Genomic DNA, 15,674 nt, shown 5'->3' with positions numbered 1-15,674 from the left:
GTCTTGACCGTCGGCGGCGATCAGGGCCGTATCGTCAGGACGGGCCGGCGTCGAGCGCCTCAAGCAGGGATTTGGCTGCGCCGGCCGGGTCGGCGGCCTCGGTGATGGCACGCACCACCACGATCCGCTGCGCTCCGGCAGCCACCACCTGCTCAACGTTGCCCAGGTCGATGCCACCGATGGCGAACCACGGGAGCGTGGATCCGTCGGTTTCCCCGGCAGCGCTGGCCGCGGCGGCATAACGGACCAGGTCAAGGCCGACGGCGGCTCGGCCCGGCTTGGTGGGAGTGGCCCAGACCGGCCCCACGCAGAAGTAGTCCAGTCCGCCGGGGCCCGCTGCAGCGGAGACGGCGGCATCGATCTGGGCGGTGCTGTGTGTTGACAGGCCGATCACGGCGTCGTTGCCGAGGAATTTCCGGGCCGACGGCAGGGGAAGGTCCTTCTGCCCGATATGAAGCACCGGCGCGCCGGAAAGCGAGGCGATGTCCGCGCGGTCGTTGACGGACCAGAGCCGGCCGTGGCGGCGGGCAACAGCCTGGAGCACTTCGAGGCGTTCGAGCTCTTCGGCGGCTTCCAGGTTCTTGTCCCGGAGCTGGATGATGTCCACGCCACCCGCGTAGGCGGCATCAACGAAGTCTTCGAAATCACCTTTGTCCGCGCGGGAGTCGGTGCAAAGGTACAGGCGGGCGTTGCTGAGGAGGGCTTGCTGGGTCATGGCACCAGCCTAGTTCCTCTAAACTGGGGTGGTACCGCGGGAGCCTGCTGCAGCTGTCATAAAGCTGCAGGGCTGAGAGGGCGTCAGAGCCGACCGCTTGACCTGATCCGGTTAGTACCGGCGTAGGGAAGGATGACAATGAATCCGCAATCTCCAGCCGGCGGTGCCTCTGCGCCCGGCCGGGACATCAGCACGGACGTCGCCGTCATCGGCGGCGGAATCATCGGCCACGGCATCGCCTGGGAAGCCCGGCAGTCCGGCAGGTCAGTAGTGATCATCGACGACGCCCCGGGAACGGGCGCGAGCTGGGCCGCCGCCGGCATGCTGGCTCCCGTCAGCGAACTCCACTATCAGGAGGAAGAGCTCCTGGAGCTCATGCTCCACTCATCAGGGCTGTGGCCCGCGTTCGCGGCCGGACTCGAGGGACAGGAAGCGGATAGCTCCCGTTCCGACTCCGGCTACCTCACGGCGTCGACCCTCGCCGTGGGTGCCGACGCCGCCGACCGCCGCGCGCTCGCCGACCTGCGGAGCGTCCAGCAGGCCAGCGGGCTGACCGTCGAGGCACTGACCGTCCGCGAGGCTCGGGGCAGGGAACCGCTGCTAAGCCCGGGAATCTCCTGCGCCTTCGACATCCCCGCGGACCACCAGGTGGATCCCCGCAGGCTCCTGGCCCGGATTGCGGAAGCCCTGGCAGGTTCCGCGGTCCGTGAGCGGGCCGCCGGCCTGCTCTGGGAGGACGGCAGGGTCACCGGCGTCAGCCTGGCCGGGGGCGGCACTATCAACGCGGGGGAGACCATCGTTGCCAACGGGCTCGGAGCCGGAGCCCTGGGCGGGCTGCCCGCCGGGCTGAAGCTGCCGCTCCGCCCGGTGTACGGCGACATCCTGCGTCTCCGGGTCCCCGCCTACCTGCAGCCGCTGGTCACATCCACTGTCCGGGGCCTGGTCCACGGCGTTCCCGTCTATATAGTTCCCCGGCAGGACGGGACGGTGGTGATCGGAGCCACCCAGCGCGAGGACGCCCTGTCCGATGAGGGCACAGCCGGCGCGGGCACGGCCGGTGCGGGCCCGGAGACTGCCGGGTTGGAACACGGAACTCCGGCCCATGCGGCCATCTCTGCCGGCGGCGTCTACCAGCTGCTGCGCGATGCGCAGGTCCTGGTGCCTGCCGTTGCCGAGCTGGAACTCCTGGAGGCCACGGCGAGGGCCCGTCCGGGGACGCCGGACAACGCACCGCTGCTGGGGCGCGTTTCGGATGCCGGAACCGGCCGGCACATCGGCCGGGACATAGAAGGACTGATCATTGCCACCGGCTTCTTCCGGCACGGCGTCCTGCTGACTCCTGCGGCAGCGTCCATCTGCCGGCAACTCATGGACGGCGACGCCGACCCGCGCTGGGCCGCGTTCCGGCCCGACCGGTTCTCCAACCTTTCTGCAGCAACAGCAACACCGGCAACGCCGGTGGGCACCGTCACAATTGACCCGAACAAGGAAACAGCATGAACATCAAACTGAACGGCGCGGTCCACGCGGTCAGCGACGGCGCGTCCGTCACCACCCTCGTCAGCCAGGTCACGGGCCGGAACCTTGCCCCCAACGGGCAGACGGCGGACGGCCAAAAACTGGGCGTGGCAGTGGCACGGAACTCCGAGGTGGTGCCGCGCAGCCAGTGGTATGTCACGGCACTCGCCGAGGGCGACGACGTCGAACTCGTTACAGCGGTACAGGGAGGTTGAGCATCATGGCAGGAACAACGGTTGCCGGCGTGGCCGGAACAGCACAGCAGGCGGCAGCGGACCCCTTCGTCGTTGACGGCGTGGAGCTGGGTTCGCGGCTGATCATGGGCACCGGCGGTGCGCCCAGCCTGGACGGCCTGGGGGCGGCGCTGATCGCTTCCGGCACGGAGCTGACCACCGTGGCCATGCGCCGCTACTCGCCGGCCGAAACGGGTTCGCTGTTCCAGCTCCTGGTGGACCGCAACATCCGGGTCCTGCCCAACACCGCCGGCTGCTTCACCGCCAAGGACGCCGTAATGACGGCGGAACTGGCCCGGGAAGCGCTGGAAACGGACTGGGTGAAGCTCGAAGTCATTGCCGACGAACACACCCTCCTGCCGGACGCAGTCGAACTGGTGGACGCCACCGAGCAGCTGGTGACCCGCGGGTTCAAGGTGTTTGCCTACACCAACGACGACCCCGTGCTGGCGCTGCGGCTGGAAAACCTCGGAGCGACGGCCGTGATGCCGCTCGGCTCACCCATCGGCACCGGGCTGGGGATCCTGAACCCGCACAACATCGAACTCATTGTTTCGCGGGCGTCCGTTCCGGTGGTGCTCGACGCCGGCATCGGCACGGCGTCGGACGCGGCGCTCGCCATGGAGCTGGGCTGCGACGCCGTCCTGCTGGCCACCGCGGTCACCAGGGCGCAGAATCCGGCCCTCATGGGTGAGGCCTTCAAACACGCGGTCATCGCCGGTAGGCTGGCGAAAGCGGCCGGCCGGATTCCGCGCCGCGAGCACGCCCTTGCATCCTCGGCCATGGAGGGCCGGGCGGAGTTCCTGTAGGGAGTTCCCGGAGCTCCAGGTTCCCGTCGCACGGCAGGTGAGGGCAGGCTCTGTCCGAAGCATCCTGTCCGTACCATCCAAGGAGCCACCGGTGACCGGCAAGGAAGACATTCTTACCCGACCCCAGATCGATGCCGCCCTGGCGGACCTGCCGGACTGGAGGTACCGGCTGGGCGGCCTGGTCACTGCGTATAAGACGCCGACGGCGGCCGCAGCACTTGAGCTGATTGCCGCCGTCGGGCGTCAGGCCGAGGAACAAAACCACCACCCGGACCTGGACTGGCGCTACAACAGGGTGTTCATCCGCTACACGTCGCACGACGCGGGCACTGAGGTTACGGAACGCGACGTCGCCGCCGCGGCTGCCGTCAGCCAGGCAGCTGCCGCGGCTGCTGCGACCGCGGAACCGGGCCTGTACCGGACAGTGGAGCTTGCGCTGGACACTGCCAGCCCGGACGAGATTTCCGAGGTGTGGCGGACCGCCCTGGGCTACCGGAAGAACAAGAACGGCGACCTGATCGACCCCTATGGCCGGGGGCCCAACCTGTGGTTCCAGGAAACAGCCACGCCGAACCAGAACCGCTTCCACCTCGACATCCACCGGAGCAAGGCGGAATCCGGCCCGGTGCTCGAGAAAACCGCTGCGACCGGGGCGGTAATGAACCATGACCACGCACCCGACTGGGTGGTGGTCACGGATGCGCAGGGGAACAGGCTGTGCCTCTGCACCGAAGAGGGCAACCAACCGGGGCTGTAGCCTGTCCGTTGCCGTGGCACGCCTCCTGCCAGGGGCGGCGCGGGTAGAGCCTCAACGCGGTGCGGGTTAGAGCCTCAGCGCGGCCGTCAGCCGTTTCGTGTCGTGCAACGCCCGCTTGCGGCCCAGGTAGACGGCGGCGGCCAAGGCCGCCCCGGTGCCCAGGACCATGGGCAGCACCCAGGGAATCCATGTCAGGCCGGGCTGGTATCCCAGCCCGGCCGCGATGAAGATGATCCAGCTCAGCATTCCCACGGCCGTGGCCACGCCCGCCGGCACGGCGATGCCGTACTTTGCGTGCCGCTTGTCGTTGGCCCAGACAATAAGACCCGCAGCCACGGTGACCAGGGCCACGATTACCAGGGAAAGCATTCGGTGAACTCCTTGCGCAGAGCGGTAGGGACGGGGTGAGCTGTTGCCTAGAGCTGGCCGAAACCGACCCGGCGGGCTTCCTCGGCGCCGATCTCCACGTAGCCCAGGACGTTGCCCGGAACGATGACCTGGCGGCCCTTGTCGTCGGAGAGACGCAGTTCGGTGCCCTTGGCGATGGCGTCCGCCACCACCTTGGCGATAGCGTCAGCATCCTGAGCCGATTCCAGCACAATTTCGCGGCCTATGTTCTGAATGCCGATCTTTACTTCCACAGCGAGGCCTCCCAGCCAATCAAAGTTAAAAAGGTGTTCTCTATTTGTAGTCTAGGTTTCCTTCGGAAAGCGGGAGATTCCGCGCCAAGCTAAACGATAGATCAGGTCGCTGGCCACATCGAGGTCCAGGTTCCCGTGGGTTTCGAGCCAGTAGCGGGCGCTGACCTGCGCCATCCCGGCGAGTCCGCGGCCCAGCAGCTGGGCCTCCAGAGGGGGAAGTTTGGTGTCCTCGGCGATGACGCGGGCCACCGCGTTGGCGAAGGTTTTGTTGAACGTTTCCAGGCGCGAGCTGACGTCGGGATCGTTGATAAGGTCCGATTCGAACACCAGCCGGTGGGCCTGGTCGTCGCTTGCAATGAAGCGGTAATAGGCGCGCATAACGGCCTGGACGCGCTCTTTGTTGTCCGTGGTGGAGTTCAAGGCACCGAGCATCAGGTCGGTCAGTGCGGTCAGATGGCTGTCCAGGAGGGCCAGGTAGAGCTCGCGTTTGGACGGGAAGTGCTGGTAGAGCACCGGTTTGCTGACGTGGGCGGTTTCCGCGATCTCGTCCATGGCGGCGCCGTGGTATCCGTTGGCGACGAAGACTTCCTGGGCAGCCGCCAGAAGCTGGGCACGGCGTTCATCACGGGGAAGCCGCGCCGAACGCGCACCGCCGGAACGCGTTTGTCCCGCAGTTGCCTTCCCGGCCTGTGTCCGATCAACGGGTGCTTGATGAGCCACTGTTGGCCTACTTTCAATTGCAGTTACCTACACTTTACGCGCGGGTAATATGACCTGGCGGCATCTTCGGGCATACATTGAGGTATGGCTTCCACGTTCACCGCAACTGCTGTCCCCGCAACCCTGGATCCGCTTGTGGAGCCGGCGGACGCGCTGACCTCCGAGGAGGTGGAGCGCTACTCCCGCCACCTCATCATTCCCGAAATCGGGACGCTGGGCCAACGCCGGCTGAAGAACGCCAAAGTCCTGGTGATCGGGGCCGGAGGACTCGGCTCGCCTGCCCTCCTGTACCTCGCCGCCGCGGGCGTGGGGACGTTGGGAATCATCGACGACGACGCCGTTGACCTCAGCAACCTGCAGCGCCAGGTCATCCACGGAGTGGCGGACGTGGGCCGGTCCAAGATCGAATCGGCCCGCGACTCCATTGCGGCCCTGAACCCTTTGGTGGATGTCCGGCTCCACAACGTCAGGCTGGACGCTTCGAACGCGCTGGAGCTGTTCGCGGACTACGACCTGATTCTCGACGGTGCCGACAACTTCGCCACGCGCTACCTGGTCAACGATGCCGCCGCCATCCTCGGCAAGCCCTACGTATGGGGCTCCATCTTCCGGTTCGACGGCCAGGTCAGCGTGTTCTGGGAGAAGCACGGCCCCACGTACCGCGACCTTTACCCGGAGGCGCCGCCGGCAGGCTCCGTGCCGTCCTGCGGTGAAGGCGGAGTGTTCGGCATGCTGTGCGCTGCAGTGGGTTCGCTGATGGTGACCGAAGCAGTTAAGCTCATTACCGGCGTCGGGCGTTCAATGCTGGGGCGCGTGGCGTTGTTCGATGCCCTCGGCGGCAGCTGGCGCGAGATCAAGGTGGCGCGGGATCCGGACGCTGAGCGGATCACAGAGCTCACCGACTATGAGGCGTTCTGCGGCATAGTTCCCGAGGCCGCCGCCGCCAAGGAGAACACCATCACGGCCACGGAGCTGGCCACCATGCTGGCTTCGCGGAAAGCCGGCCTGAAGGACTTCGACCTTGTGGACGTCCGGGAGCCGGGGGAGCACGAGATCGTCAGCATTGACGGGTCGGTCCTTATCCCGCAGGGCCGGATCCTGGCGGGGGAGGCCTGGGCCGAGCTGCCCCAGGACAAGGACATCGTCTTTCACTGCAAGGCCGGCACCCGCTCGGCGGCGGTCCTGGCCGCGGCGCGCAAGGCAGGCTACCAGCGGGTCAGCCATCTTGACGGCGGCATCCTCGCCTGGGTGCGGGAAGTGGAGCCGGGAAAGCCGGTGTACTGAGGCCCGGGTGGATGCTGACGGGGCGTCGTAGATCCCAGACCTGTGTCGTTGGCGCCTATTCGTCAGAGACGTCGTCCTGCTGTTTGTCTTCCGCGCTCTTGAAGAGCACCTCAACCACGATCTCTATGGCGGCCTGGATTACAGCTCCGATCGCCTCCAAAAGGAACGACATGTGGCCACGATACGACTAAAGGGGTGCACTTCCTAGATGAGGAACCTTTGGCGGGACGCCTGCTTTCCGCCAAACGATTTCTCAACGTCGTCGGCGACTCCGGCTGGCCCGCGATGTTGGCGGTGTGGCACGTCGAAGTCGCTGAGGGCCGCCCGCGGCTGGCCGTCGTTCATCCTGCGGAGCAGCGGCCCAAAGAAGGCCAGGGCGGCGCTGTGGAACGCAGCGACGCAAGCTCACCAGTGGACAGGCCATGAACTCGCTGCACCTGGACCACCGTGCAGTTCGGCACCTGTGCTCTGTTTTGCCGCTCTGTCAACAAATCCATCGCCTGTTTTGGCCCGAGTCACAGAAGGGCCGCTCCCGGTTGGGCGATGTGACCCTCAGAAGGAAAACGCAGGGCGCTGACCGACGCTGTTAGGTGCGCGGGGAGAGCGGGCCTTTGGCCGTCCTATCGGTTGTCATTGTCGACGTCGCCTGCACGGTCTGAGCCACCACCCGTTGACCAGGTGTGGGCCGGCAAGGCAGGCTGTGGGTAAATCCGTGGCAAGGGGGCCATCGCAGTCCGAGCTCGCGGCCATCGTCCTGGCTGCCGTCGAGGATCGCAATGGCACAGTCCTCGACGCTCCCCGCGCCCCTCACCTGGCCGAAGCGCAGACGACGGCGGCGTACCGGGCCAAGCGCGAACGGGACCTCTCCGGGGTGGCCCGGGCGAAGGCCGGATTCAAGTCAGCAGGCTTCTGGTACGTGTCCTTTTCGACGACGGTGACTGTGGTGTCGGTCGACGTGACCGGTGTGAAGGCCAGCGTGGACTTCGAGGAAGCGACTGAGGAATACCTCAGCTCGACAGCGAATGGGGTGAGCAGTGTCCCGACGGGCTACTCGTTGCCGCAGACGGCGACGTTCCTGGCATGCGCGGAGGGCTGGCAGTTGGACAGCATCGTCCCTTCCGTGCACGGCGGCGGATTGCCGATGTCCGTCGTAGAGGACTGAGAACTGCTTCATCTGCCATGACTGACTATCTCCACCTGACCAAAGCCGAGGCCGGCGCCGCCCTCGTAGAGTTTCTCGACGAACGCGGCCCGGCGCTGACGCGGCTCCGGGAGCGCCTGGTGGCCGACGGCCAGGACACGGCCGCACTCGCCGGCACCCCTGAGAGCCTCGTTCCCCTGTGGCACTGGTTGCTGTCCCGCCCCACCAGCCGGGACGCCCGGGACGTTACCGACCCCGCCTCCGGGCGCAGGAGGAATGGGCCCGTCAACCCCGAACGGATCGCGCAGAACATCGACGTGTTCGGCTTCTCCCTAAACCGAGGACGAGATGGACCACGTCGCAGGCCTGGACACCGGCGCGTCCCTGTTCTTCGACCACCGCGACCCCGGCATGACCGCCCAGCTCGGGCAGATGCTCGCAGGGCCGGTTCCGCAGTCGCTCGGGCAACGATCTGGGGACAACTTTCTCGCCTCCGGAGCCATACGTGTCCGGGGCCACGATACTGAGAAAGTGGCACTCCCCTCTAGAGATGTTGCTCGAAATCGCAGCAGGCTGTTCTCGTTGTGCGCTCCGATCATTGTGATCCTGGCAGTTGCGTTTTCGCCTGGCTGTGTTGTTTCCTCCGGCGACGGAGAACCGCCCTGCTTACCGCCCGCCTTTTCAGTGAGCCCGAAGAGTGCAAAAGCCGGGCAGACCGTGACAGTCCAGGCACAAAACGCGAACTGTAATCCCCGCTACGGCGAGAACGCCCGTATCCATGTGACGGTTACGGACGGAACTGGCACGAAGGTCATCGACACAACTGCGCCGATGAATGATGCCGGCGGCTTCATCTACACCTTTGACGTCCCGTCGCAAACGGCTGTCGGCAAGGCGGCAGTGGAAGCAACGCCGTACGGCGTCGATTGGTGTGATGACACTGGCAGGAACAACCGTGTCCGAGGGGCAGTGGTAGCTCTGGAACGGGCGTCATGTGCTGCACGAATAGAGATTCTTAGCATCATCCGTTAGCGGCCAGTGCGCCCTAGCGTTCCTAGTCGCCGGCCGACAGTTCGCCGACGCCAGGCGTGCCAGCGGCGAGGGCGTAGCGCTGCAGTACTGCACCCTTCGGTGAGGCGACCACCGGCTCGATGAGTCTGAGATTCGTCGGAACCAGGCCGTCGGCGAAGACCTTCTTTCCACCGCCGAGCAGGATCGGATACACCCAGAGCGTGAGCCGATCGAAGAGCCGCTCGGCGGACAGGGTCTGCACGAAGTTGAGACTGGCGATGACGTGGATGTTCGCGTGCCGGTTGCGCAGTTCGTGCAGAGTGTCGCAGATTCGGCGCCCAAGCAGTAGCGCGTCCATCCCCGCCATCCCTGAGCGACCTGCTCGCCGATGACCTCGTCTATGAGAAGCGCCTGCCAGCCGACCGGGCATCAACGGCCCAACACGACTTAGGAATCCAGCTCCGTGTCCGTCAGCCCCTTGCCCAGGACCAGTTCCAGAGTGGAGATTTGCATGTCCTCCAGATGTTCTTTCATTCGCGCGATCATTGCCGGGAAATCCGGCCGTGATCTGAACTCATCGATCGCTTCCCGGCTCTCCCACACGGCGTAGCTGAGATAACTCCGGGACTGACTGAGATCGCGAAGTAGCCGTGGACGCTGAAGAAGCCCCCGAATTGGAGGGTCCACATCCTTTACGCCCGACTCCGCAAACGCCCGCGCGAATGCCTCCTCATGGCCCGGCTTCACTGACCAGCGGCCGGAGGTATAAAAGATTCCGGCGGCAGGCCGGCCGCCGAGGGTGGGCACATCAGAACCTACGGGCGGGTCATCGCTCGGCGGTGGTGGCACAGTCATCAGCTGCTCCTTGTACTCGTCACAGGGATGTCGGAATTGGCGAAATCAGGATATGTTGCTGCAGTGTCGGAGTCACTTGGTCCGAGTTTCTCCGTTTCGCCGCCTGTAGGGCTGTCCAAGATTCATACAAGTGGGGTTTGGGTATGACGGGTGACGCTGGCGAGGGCAGCAAGAAATACGCGTGGCAGTCCTGGCCGCCGGAATCGCTTGATGGAATGCGGCCAAAGCGTCGGAGGCTCCTGGTTTGGGGCTTACTCTGGTTCTTCCTTCTAGGAGCAGTTGTCGCGGGCATACTTAAAGTATTAGACGTGTCCGAGCAGTGGCAATCGTTGCGGTCACACGTCGGATTGGCATGGACTGGCTAACTTTCGAGGACCGAGGACGGGATCGTCAGCGGGCCGAGATCGGCCAGCACTGGCGGGTTCGCGCCCGGCCGGGAGCACGTGATGCCGGCTGCTTTGTTCGCGTAGCGGGCCAAAGCATGAAGCTGGTCCTGTGTGATCCCGTGGAGGCGCTCCCGGGCGGGGGCGCCGAGCGCATTCAGTTGTGCGAGGCCGGAAATCAGCGCGGCCATGAAGGAGTCTCCTGCCCCGACAGTGTCTGCTACCGTGACCGTTTCACCGATCATTTCGACCCGGCCAGACCTGCTGAGGAGGACTGGCCCCTGGGCGCCGCGGGTCAGTGCAACCATGGCCGGCCCTAGGGCCAGCCAGGCCTCTATCGATTCCTCCAGGGTCCTGTCGGGGTAGAGCCAGCGGAGGTCCTCGTCGCTGGCTTTGACGATGTCGCTGGCGGCAACAAAGTCTTCGGCCTGTTCCCGGGCAGCGGCCGCCGTATCCGGGCTGATCGCGGTCCGGCAGTTGGGGTCAAAGCTGATGGTGGCATGGGGCCGGGCCGCCTCGAGCAGGCCGCGGACGGACTTGTTGCCCGGGGGCAGCACCGTCGCTATGGATCCGGTGTGGACATGGCGGGAGCTCTCCGCCGCTGCCAGAGCCGGGATGGAAGCTCCGTTGATGTCCCAGCTGATGGAGAAGGTGTATTGCGCGGCTCCGGTGGCGTCCAGTGATGCCAGTGCGGTTGAGGTTGGCAGGGGAGCCGCCGACGATCGTATCGACGCCGTTACTCTGCAGATGGTCAATGATCATCTGCCCCTGCGGGTCCTCGGCAAAATGCGTGACGAGTTTGGTCCGCAGCTCCAGGCGGGCGCAGCCGACGGCCACGTTCAGTGGGCTGCCGCCCGCATGCGTCTCCGGCGCGGTGTTTCCCTGGCGGGGGTCATCGATGATGTCAACGAGTGACTCGCCGATGACGGTGACCAGGGGTGCGTCGTCGGCGAGCTCTGCTTGGGGACCGGTCTCGTGTGATGGCATGGCTGCTTCCTTGCAGGTCGGGGCTGAACGTGGGTGCTGAGTGCTGAAGTCCCTGGGCCGCGCGGCTCAGCGGCCGGGGTAGACGACCGCCTTGAGCTGGCCGGGCTGTTTGCCCGCTTTAAGCGCGTCCTCGGATTCGGCGAGGGTGAATTTGCCGGTTACGAGGATGTCCAGGTCTACCTTGCCGTCGGCGATGAGCTGGATCGCCAGGGGCCAGGTGTTGGTGTAGCGGAAGACGCCGGAGAGCCAGATCTCCCGGTTCTGGATGTACGAGACGGGGAGTTCGACGTCGTCGGCTCCGAGTCCGACCAGGATGACTTTCCCGGCGGGGCCTACGGCTTTGATGCCGGACCGGACGGCCTGCGGGGCGCCGGAAGCGTCAATGAAGGCGTCGACGTCGAGCCCTTCCACTGTGTCGGTCCTGGCGTTCAGGGCGTGGGTCGCGCCGTGTTCCAGGGCGAAGGCGAGCCGGTCATCGGCGATGTCTGTGATGTAGATTTCCGTGGCGCCGTAAGCGCGGGCGGCCTGGGCGGCGATGATGCCGATCGGTCCGGCACCGGCGATCAGGACGCGGCTGCCGGGCTTGATTTCTGCGCGTTCACAGGCCCAGAGGCCCACGGAGAGCGGTTCGATGAGGGCGGCTGCCTCGTCGCTGACGCTGTCGGGGATGTCGTAGGCGAAGTCGGCCTGGATGGTTACGTATTCGGCGAAGGCGCCGTCGATCGGCGGGGTGGCGTAGAACTCGATGTCTGGGCAGAGGTTGTAGCGTCCGGCCTTGCATTGCTTGCAGGTTCGGCAGGGCCGCTGGGGTTCGACGGCGACGCGCTTGCCGATGCGGGAGGAGTCAACGGCGCTTCCGACGGCGGCGATCCGGCCGGAGAGTTCGTGGCCGAGGATCAGCGGGTGGTCCACGACGTAGTCGCCGATCCGGCCGTGTTCGTAGTAGTGGACGTCGCTGCCGCAGACGCCCACGGCGGCGACCTGGACCAGGACCTGATCGGGCTCGAGCTGCGGGACGGAAAGTGTTTCCAGGACCATGTCGCCCTGTCGTTTCAGGATGGCGGCGCGCATGGTGGCCGGCAGCTCAGGCTGTTGAAGCGACGAAGACTGGGCGGTTGGTGTTGTCATTGAAGTAGATCCTCTGAGAATCGAAGTGGAAGGGGCCGGCTACTTGACGGCGCCGAGGGAGAGGCCCTGGACGAGTTTGTCCTGGGCGGCGAAGCCGGCGAACAGCACGGGCAGGGAGATCACCACGGCGGCGGCGCAGACTTTGGCCAGGAACAGTCCCTGGCTGGAGACGAAGCCGGTCAGGAAGACGGGCGCGGTTCCAGCCATGACGCCGGTGAGGACCCGGGCAAGGAGGAGCTCGTTCCAGCTGAAGATGAAGCAGATCAGGGCGGTGGCGGCGATGCCGGGCATGGCCACGGGAGCGACGATTTTCCGGAGGGTCAGCAGCAGTCCTGCGCCGTCGATCTGGGCTGCTTCGAGCATTTCTTCGGGGACTTCGGCGAGGAAGGAGCGCATCATCCAGACCGCGATGGGCAGGTTCATCGAGGTATACATCAGGACCAGGAACCAGATGTTGTCCAGCGCGCCGGTGGTCTTGGCGAACAGGTAGAGGGGAAGGATCGCGGCGACGACCGGCATCATCTTGGTGGAGAGGAAGAAGAACATGACGTCGGTCCACTTCTTCACCGGCCGGATGGACAGCGCGTACGCCGCCGGGATGGCCAGGACGAGGACCAGGACGGTGGAGAGGATCGAGGCGGTGGCGGAGTTGATCAGCGGCGGCCAGGGGCTGACTCCGGAGCTGGCGCCGAAGAACTCCTTGTACGCGTCCAGGGTCAGGTTCGCGGCAACGGATGGCGGGTTCGTCGCGGCGTCCGTTTCGGAGTGGAACGAGGTCAGGATCATCCACAGGACCGGCGTTGCGAAGAGCAGGGCCAGCAGCCAGGCGGCGATGCCGGCGGCGGTGTTATTCCGGGTGGGGTCCATCCGGGACTTGCCGCGGCGGCGGGTGCCGGTGTTCAGGGCGGTGGGGCCGGGGGGTGTGCTGTGGGGTGCGGCAGGGGTGAGGGTGCTCATCGTGCTGCCTCCTTCTTGAAGAGCGAGAAAACGGTGCGGAGGGCGAAGGTCGCCACGATGAGGGTGCCGATGACCACCACAACACCGGCCGCGGAGGCCAGACCGTATTCGTTGGCGAAGTAGAACGTCTGGTAGATCGCGTAGGGCAGGTTGGCGGTGCCCAGGCCGCCTGAGGTGAGGGTGAAGACGGCGTCAAAGTTCTGCACGATGTAGATCGCGCCGAGCAGTCCGCCCAGTTCCAGGTACTGGCGCAGGTGCGGCAGGGTCAGGTGCCGGAAGATGGCCCACGGGGTGGCGCCGTCCATCTGGGCGGCTTCGACGGTGTCCATGGGCCGGGACTGGAGCCCAGCGAGCAGGATGAGCATCATGAACGGCGTCCACTGCCAGACCAGCGAGACGATGACGGCCATGAGCGGCGCTTGGGAGAGCAGGTCCGGCTGCGGCGGGGTGTTACTGCCGAACAGCCACCAGATCCAGGTCAGGATGCCGTTGATCAGCCCGTAGGTCGGGTTGAGCAGGGCATGCTTCCAGATCAGGGCAGCGGCCACCGGCACGACGAGGAATGGGGCGATCAGCAGGGTTCGGGCCAGACCGCGGCCGATGAACTTCTTGTCCAGCAGCAGGGCCAGTCCGAGGCCGATGACCAGGCTGGCCAGGACCACGGAGACGGTGAGGATGATGGTGGTGAAGATCGCCTGGCGCAGGTCCGCGTTGGTGAGGACTTCGATGTAGTTCTCGAAGCCGGCGAAGCCGGTCTGGTCGGGGCGGAGGCTGTTCCAGTTCAGGAACGAGATGATCAGGGTCACCACGAAGGGCAGCTGGGTGACAATGATGAGGAAGATCAGGGCCGGCAGCAGCGGCGCACGCCGTGCCCAGGCCAGGGCGCGTTCACGGGACCTGGCGTTCTTGGAAGGTTTGGTTGCGCTGTGCCCGGTGCCGGCGACGCGCGCTGTTGCTGTAGTCATGATGATCTCCTGCGGTTCCGTGGCCCGCCCGCAGGCGGGCCACGGAACCGTTTGGTGGGTGGTTACTTCTTGTACTTGTCGCCGATTTTTTGTGCGGCGTCCTGGCCCTTGGCCAGCGCGTCGGCCACGGTGCCCTGGCCGGCGATGGCGGAGCTGACACCCTGGGAGACCGTGGTGCCGAGGTCGGCGAATTCGGGGATGCCGACGAACTGGATGCCGACGACGGGGCGTTCCTGCACGCCGGGGTTCTTCGGATCGGCGTTTTCGATGGCGGAGCGCTCCGCTTCGAAGAACGGCGCGGCCTTTTGGAACTCGGCGTTCTCATAGGTGGAGATGCGCTTGCCGGACGGGACCTTGGCCCAGCCCAGCTTCGATGCCACCAGTTCCTCATACTTTTTCGAGCTGGCCCAGGCGATGAACTTCCCTGCTGCATCCTGCTTCTTGGACGCGGTCTGGACACCCCAGGACCAGGTCCACAGCCAACCGGAAGACTTCGTCTTCTTTACCGGTGCCTGGGCGTAACCGATCTTGCCCTTCACCGGGGAGGCGTCCGCTTCCAGGGCGCCGGCGGCGGACGTGGCGTCGTACCACATGGCAACCTTGCTCTGGCTCATGTTGTTCAGGCATTCGGTGAACCCTGCCTGGGCTGCGCCTGCCTCGCCATGCTCACGCACCAGCTTGGTGTAGAACTCGGTGGCCTCGGTGAATTCAGGGGCGTTGATCTTCGCGTTCCAGTCCTTGTCGAACCAGGTGCCGCCGAAGGTGTTCACCACGGTGGTCAGCGGCGCGAAGACCTGGCCCCAGCCCGGCTGGCCGCGCAGGCAGATGCCCTTCATGCCCTGCGCCGCGCCGTCGGCCTTGGCAGCCAGGTCGGCGACCTCGTCCCAGGTCGGTTTCTCCGGCATCGTCAGGCCCTTGGCATCGAAGATGTCCTTGCGGTACATCAGGAAGGAGGACTCTCCGTAGAACGGTTCGCCGTAGAGCTTGCCGTCCTTGCCGGTCAGGGAAGCTGTGTAGGCCGGGAGGATGTCAGCCTGGTTGAACTCCGCGTCCTTGGCCACATTGTCCAACGGCGCCAGCCACTTGTTCTCCGAATAGAACGGAATCTCGTAGTTCGACAGCGAGGCCACGTCGTACTGGCCGGCCTGGCTGGAGAACTCCTGGCTGATCTTGGCGCGGACATCATTCTCCGGCAGAACGGTGTAGTTGACCTTGATCCCGGTGTCCTTGGTGAAGTTATCCGCCGTGAGCCTCTGCAGGTCTTCCATTTGCGGGTTGTTCACCATCAGGACGTTGATGCTGTTCTGATCTCCTGCTGCTGTGCCTCCGCCGGCACCGGAGCAGGCAGAGGCGGAAAGTGCGATGCAGAGGGCGCCGGCAGCCAGTGCGGCAGCGCGAGTTTTTGGGCGCATTGAGGACTCCTTTGTTCTTCATGGGGATGCACAGCCGCCGCACCTCGACTGCTGCGTCGAGATACCGGACTGGAGCGGGGCGTACGATCTGGGATCCGATGTGCCGCGCTGATGTTCCTCAACTTTAGGTGTGGGGGATACTGCGCAACTAGCGCCGT

The 15,674-nt window shown here is 65.5% G+C and carries 19 protein-coding genes, 1 pseudogene and 1 riboswitch; of the genes and pseudogenes, 7 read left to right on the top strand and 13 right to left on the bottom strand.

The genetic code is table 11. The features are described 5' to 3' along the window. Positions 1–34 precede the first annotated feature (34 nt). Entirely contained in the window at positions 35–715 is a 681-nt protein-coding gene (gene thiE / locus J7I92_RS03145; protein ID WP_214837227.1) for a thiamine phosphate synthase, read from the bottom strand. Positions 716–741: 26 nt separating this feature from the next. After that, a riboswitch (TPP riboswitch) is annotated at positions 742–861 on the top strand. Here thiE and J7I92_RS03140 point away from each other — a divergent pair. The 4 genes from J7I92_RS03140 (at position 848) to J7I92_RS03125 (ending at position 4,032) form a co-directional block, all read left to right on the top strand. Beyond that, positions 848–2,215 carry an FAD-dependent oxidoreductase gene (locus J7I92_RS03140; protein WP_214837224.1) on the top strand — a complete coding sequence of 456 codons (1,368 nt, stop codon included), beginning with the start codon at positions 848–850 and terminating at the stop codon, positions 2,213–2,215. (Overlaps the previous riboswitch by 14 nt.) Continuing rightward, positions 2,212–2,448, top strand: coding sequence for a sulfur carrier protein ThiS (gene thiS / locus J7I92_RS03135; protein ID WP_214837220.1), 237 nt, complete (start codon positions 2,212–2,214; stop codon positions 2,446–2,448). Before J7I92_RS03140 ends, thiS begins: the two co-directional genes overlap by 4 nt. A 5-nt stretch (positions 2,449–2,453) precedes the next feature. Beyond that, complete coding sequence (locus tag J7I92_RS03130; protein WP_285290055.1) at positions 2,454–3,275, top strand: thiazole synthase; 822 nt, start codon at positions 2,454–2,456, stop codon at positions 3,273–3,275. Between the two features lie 91 nt (positions 3,276–3,366). Next, positions 3,367–4,032, top strand: a complete 666-nt coding sequence (locus J7I92_RS03125; RefSeq protein WP_214837217.1) for a 4a-hydroxytetrahydrobiopterin dehydratase — start codon at positions 3,367–3,369, stop codon at positions 4,030–4,032. A gap of 66 nt (positions 4,033–4,098) precedes the next feature. Here the strand turns inward: J7I92_RS03125 and J7I92_RS03120 are convergent, their stop codons facing one another. Genes J7I92_RS03120 through J7I92_RS03110 form a run of 3 tightly spaced genes read right to left on the bottom strand, consistent with a single transcriptional unit; the run spans position 4,099 to position 5,393 of the window. Further along, positions 4,099–4,401, bottom strand: a complete 303-nt coding sequence (locus tag J7I92_RS03120; RefSeq protein WP_214837212.1) for a hypothetical protein — start codon at positions 4,399–4,401, stop codon at positions 4,099–4,101. Between the two features lie 47 nt (positions 4,402–4,448). Beyond that, entirely contained in the window at positions 4,449–4,673 is a 225-nt protein-coding gene (locus tag J7I92_RS03115) for a DUF3107 domain-containing protein (protein WP_214837209.1), read from the bottom strand. Positions 4,674–4,724: 51 nt separating this feature from the next. Continuing rightward, positions 4,725–5,393 carry a TetR/AcrR family transcriptional regulator gene (locus tag J7I92_RS03110; RefSeq protein WP_214837206.1) on the bottom strand — a complete coding sequence of 223 codons (669 nt, stop codon included), beginning with the start codon at positions 5,391–5,393 and terminating at the stop codon, positions 4,725–4,727. An 84-nt stretch (positions 5,394–5,477) separates the two neighbouring features. Here J7I92_RS03110 and moeB point away from each other — a divergent pair, with 84 nt between their 5' ends. After that, entirely contained in the window at positions 5,478–6,677 is a 1,200-nt protein-coding gene (gene moeB, locus J7I92_RS03105) for a molybdopterin-synthase adenylyltransferase MoeB (protein ID WP_214837203.1), read from the top strand. 712 nt (positions 6,678–7,389) lie between these two features. Next, positions 7,390–7,839 carry a hypothetical protein gene (locus tag J7I92_RS03100; protein ID WP_214837200.1) on the top strand — a complete coding sequence of 150 codons (450 nt, stop codon included), beginning with the start codon at positions 7,390–7,392 and terminating at the stop codon, positions 7,837–7,839. Between the two features lie 8 nt (positions 7,840–7,847). On the opposite strand, the gene J7I92_RS03095 is transcribed toward J7I92_RS03100, so the two are convergent. Continuing rightward, positions 7,848–8,024 carry a hypothetical protein gene (locus J7I92_RS03095; RefSeq protein WP_214837197.1) on the bottom strand — a complete coding sequence of 59 codons (177 nt, stop codon included), beginning with the start codon at positions 8,022–8,024 and terminating at the stop codon, positions 7,848–7,850. A 142-nt stretch (positions 8,025–8,166) separates the two neighbouring features. Here J7I92_RS03095 and J7I92_RS23705 point away from each other — a divergent pair, with 142 nt between their 5' ends. Next, on the top strand, positions 8,167–8,850 hold the full coding sequence (locus J7I92_RS23705; protein ID WP_251039401.1) for a hypothetical protein: 684 nt from the start codon (positions 8,167–8,169) through the stop codon (positions 8,848–8,850). 22 nt (positions 8,851–8,872) lie between these two features. Here the strand turns inward: J7I92_RS23705 and J7I92_RS03085 are convergent, their stop codons facing one another. The 8 genes and pseudogenes from J7I92_RS03085 to J7I92_RS03055 all read right to left on the bottom strand — a co-directional run bounded on the left by J7I92_RS03085 (position 8,873) and on the right by J7I92_RS03055 (position 15,516). Beyond that, entirely contained in the window at positions 8,873–9,187 is a 315-nt protein-coding gene (locus J7I92_RS03085) for a dihydrofolate reductase family protein (protein WP_251039400.1), read from the bottom strand. 89 nt (positions 9,188–9,276) lie between these two features. Next, positions 9,277–9,636, bottom strand: coding sequence for an antibiotic biosynthesis monooxygenase family protein (locus tag J7I92_RS03080; protein WP_214837189.1), 360 nt, complete (start codon positions 9,634–9,636; stop codon positions 9,277–9,279). A 409-nt stretch (positions 9,637–10,045) separates the two neighbouring features. Then, a complete protein-coding gene (locus J7I92_RS03075) occupies positions 10,046–10,822 on the bottom strand; it encodes a PfkB family carbohydrate kinase (protein WP_311380058.1) in 777 nt (258 codons plus the stop codon). A 28-nt stretch (positions 10,823–10,850) separates the two neighbouring features. After that, positions 10,851–11,054, bottom strand: a pseudogene (locus tag J7I92_RS24330) (carbohydrate kinase); the annotation flags it as partial. Between the two features lie 66 nt (positions 11,055–11,120). Continuing rightward, a complete protein-coding gene (locus J7I92_RS03070) occupies positions 11,121–12,182 on the bottom strand; it encodes an NAD(P)-dependent alcohol dehydrogenase (protein ID WP_214837187.1) in 1,062 nt (353 codons plus the stop codon). Between the two features lie 39 nt (positions 12,183–12,221). Then, on the bottom strand, positions 12,222–13,139 hold the full coding sequence (locus J7I92_RS03065) for a carbohydrate ABC transporter permease (RefSeq protein WP_214837185.1): 918 nt from the start codon (positions 13,137–13,139) through the stop codon (positions 12,222–12,224). Beyond that, positions 13,136–14,104, bottom strand: a complete 969-nt coding sequence (locus J7I92_RS03060; RefSeq protein WP_214837183.1) for a carbohydrate ABC transporter permease — start codon at positions 14,102–14,104, stop codon at positions 13,136–13,138. Before J7I92_RS03060 ends, J7I92_RS03065 begins: the two co-directional genes overlap by 4 nt. Before the next feature lie 62 nt (positions 14,105–14,166). Next, a complete protein-coding gene (locus J7I92_RS03055; protein WP_214837181.1) occupies positions 14,167–15,516 on the bottom strand; it encodes a sugar ABC transporter substrate-binding protein in 1,350 nt (449 codons plus the stop codon). Positions 15,517–15,674: the final 158 nt, after the last annotated feature.

Origin of the sequence: Arthrobacter sp. ISL-72 (assembly GCF_018613755.1) — a bacterium.
GTDB lineage: Bacteria > Actinomycetota > Actinomycetes > Actinomycetales > Micrococcaceae > Arthrobacter.
The sequence above is the reverse complement of the archived record's forward strand: the minus strand, read 5'-3'. Positions and strand labels throughout refer to the sequence as shown.

Bases quoted from the DNA above. Each gene is read 5' to 3' on its own strand.
- thiE (WP_214837227.1), bottom strand. From the start codon at position 715: ATGACCCAGCAAGCCCTCCTCAGCAACGCCCGCCTGTACCTTTGCACC.
- J7I92_RS03140 (WP_214837224.1), top strand. From the start codon at position 848: ATGACAATGAATCCGCAATCTCCAGCCGGCGGTGCCTCTGCGCCCGGC.
- thiS (WP_214837220.1), top strand. From the start codon at position 2,212: ATGAACATCAAACTGAACGGCGCGGTCCACGCGGTCAGCGACGGCGCG.
- J7I92_RS03130 (WP_285290055.1), top strand. From the start codon at position 2,454: ATGGCAGGAACAACGGTTGCCGGCGTGGCCGGAACAGCACAGCAGGCG.
- J7I92_RS03120 (WP_214837212.1), bottom strand. From the start codon at position 4,401: ATGCTTTCCCTGGTAATCGTGGCCCTGGTCACCGTGGCTGCGGGTCTT.
- moeB (WP_214837203.1), top strand. From the start codon at position 5,478: ATGGCTTCCACGTTCACCGCAACTGCTGTCCCCGCAACCCTGGATCCG.
- J7I92_RS23705 (WP_251039401.1), top strand. From the start codon at position 8,167: ATGGACCACGTCGCAGGCCTGGACACCGGCGCGTCCCTGTTCTTCGAC.
- J7I92_RS03085 (WP_251039400.1), bottom strand. From the start codon at position 9,187: ATGGACGCGCTACTGCTTGGGCGCCGAATCTGCGACACTCTGCACGAA.
- J7I92_RS03070 (WP_214837187.1), bottom strand. From the start codon at position 12,182: ATGACAACACCAACCGCCCAGTCTTCGTCGCTTCAACAGCCTGAGCTG.
- J7I92_RS03065 (WP_214837185.1), bottom strand. From the start codon at position 13,139: ATGAGCACCCTCACCCCTGCCGCACCCCACAGCACACCCCCCGGCCCC.
- J7I92_RS03060 (WP_214837183.1), bottom strand. From the start codon at position 14,104: ATGACTACAGCAACAGCGCGCGTCGCCGGCACCGGGCACAGCGCAACC.
- J7I92_RS03055 (WP_214837181.1), bottom strand. From the start codon at position 15,516: ATGCGCCCAAAAACTCGCGCTGCCGCACTGGCTGCCGGCGCCCTCTGC.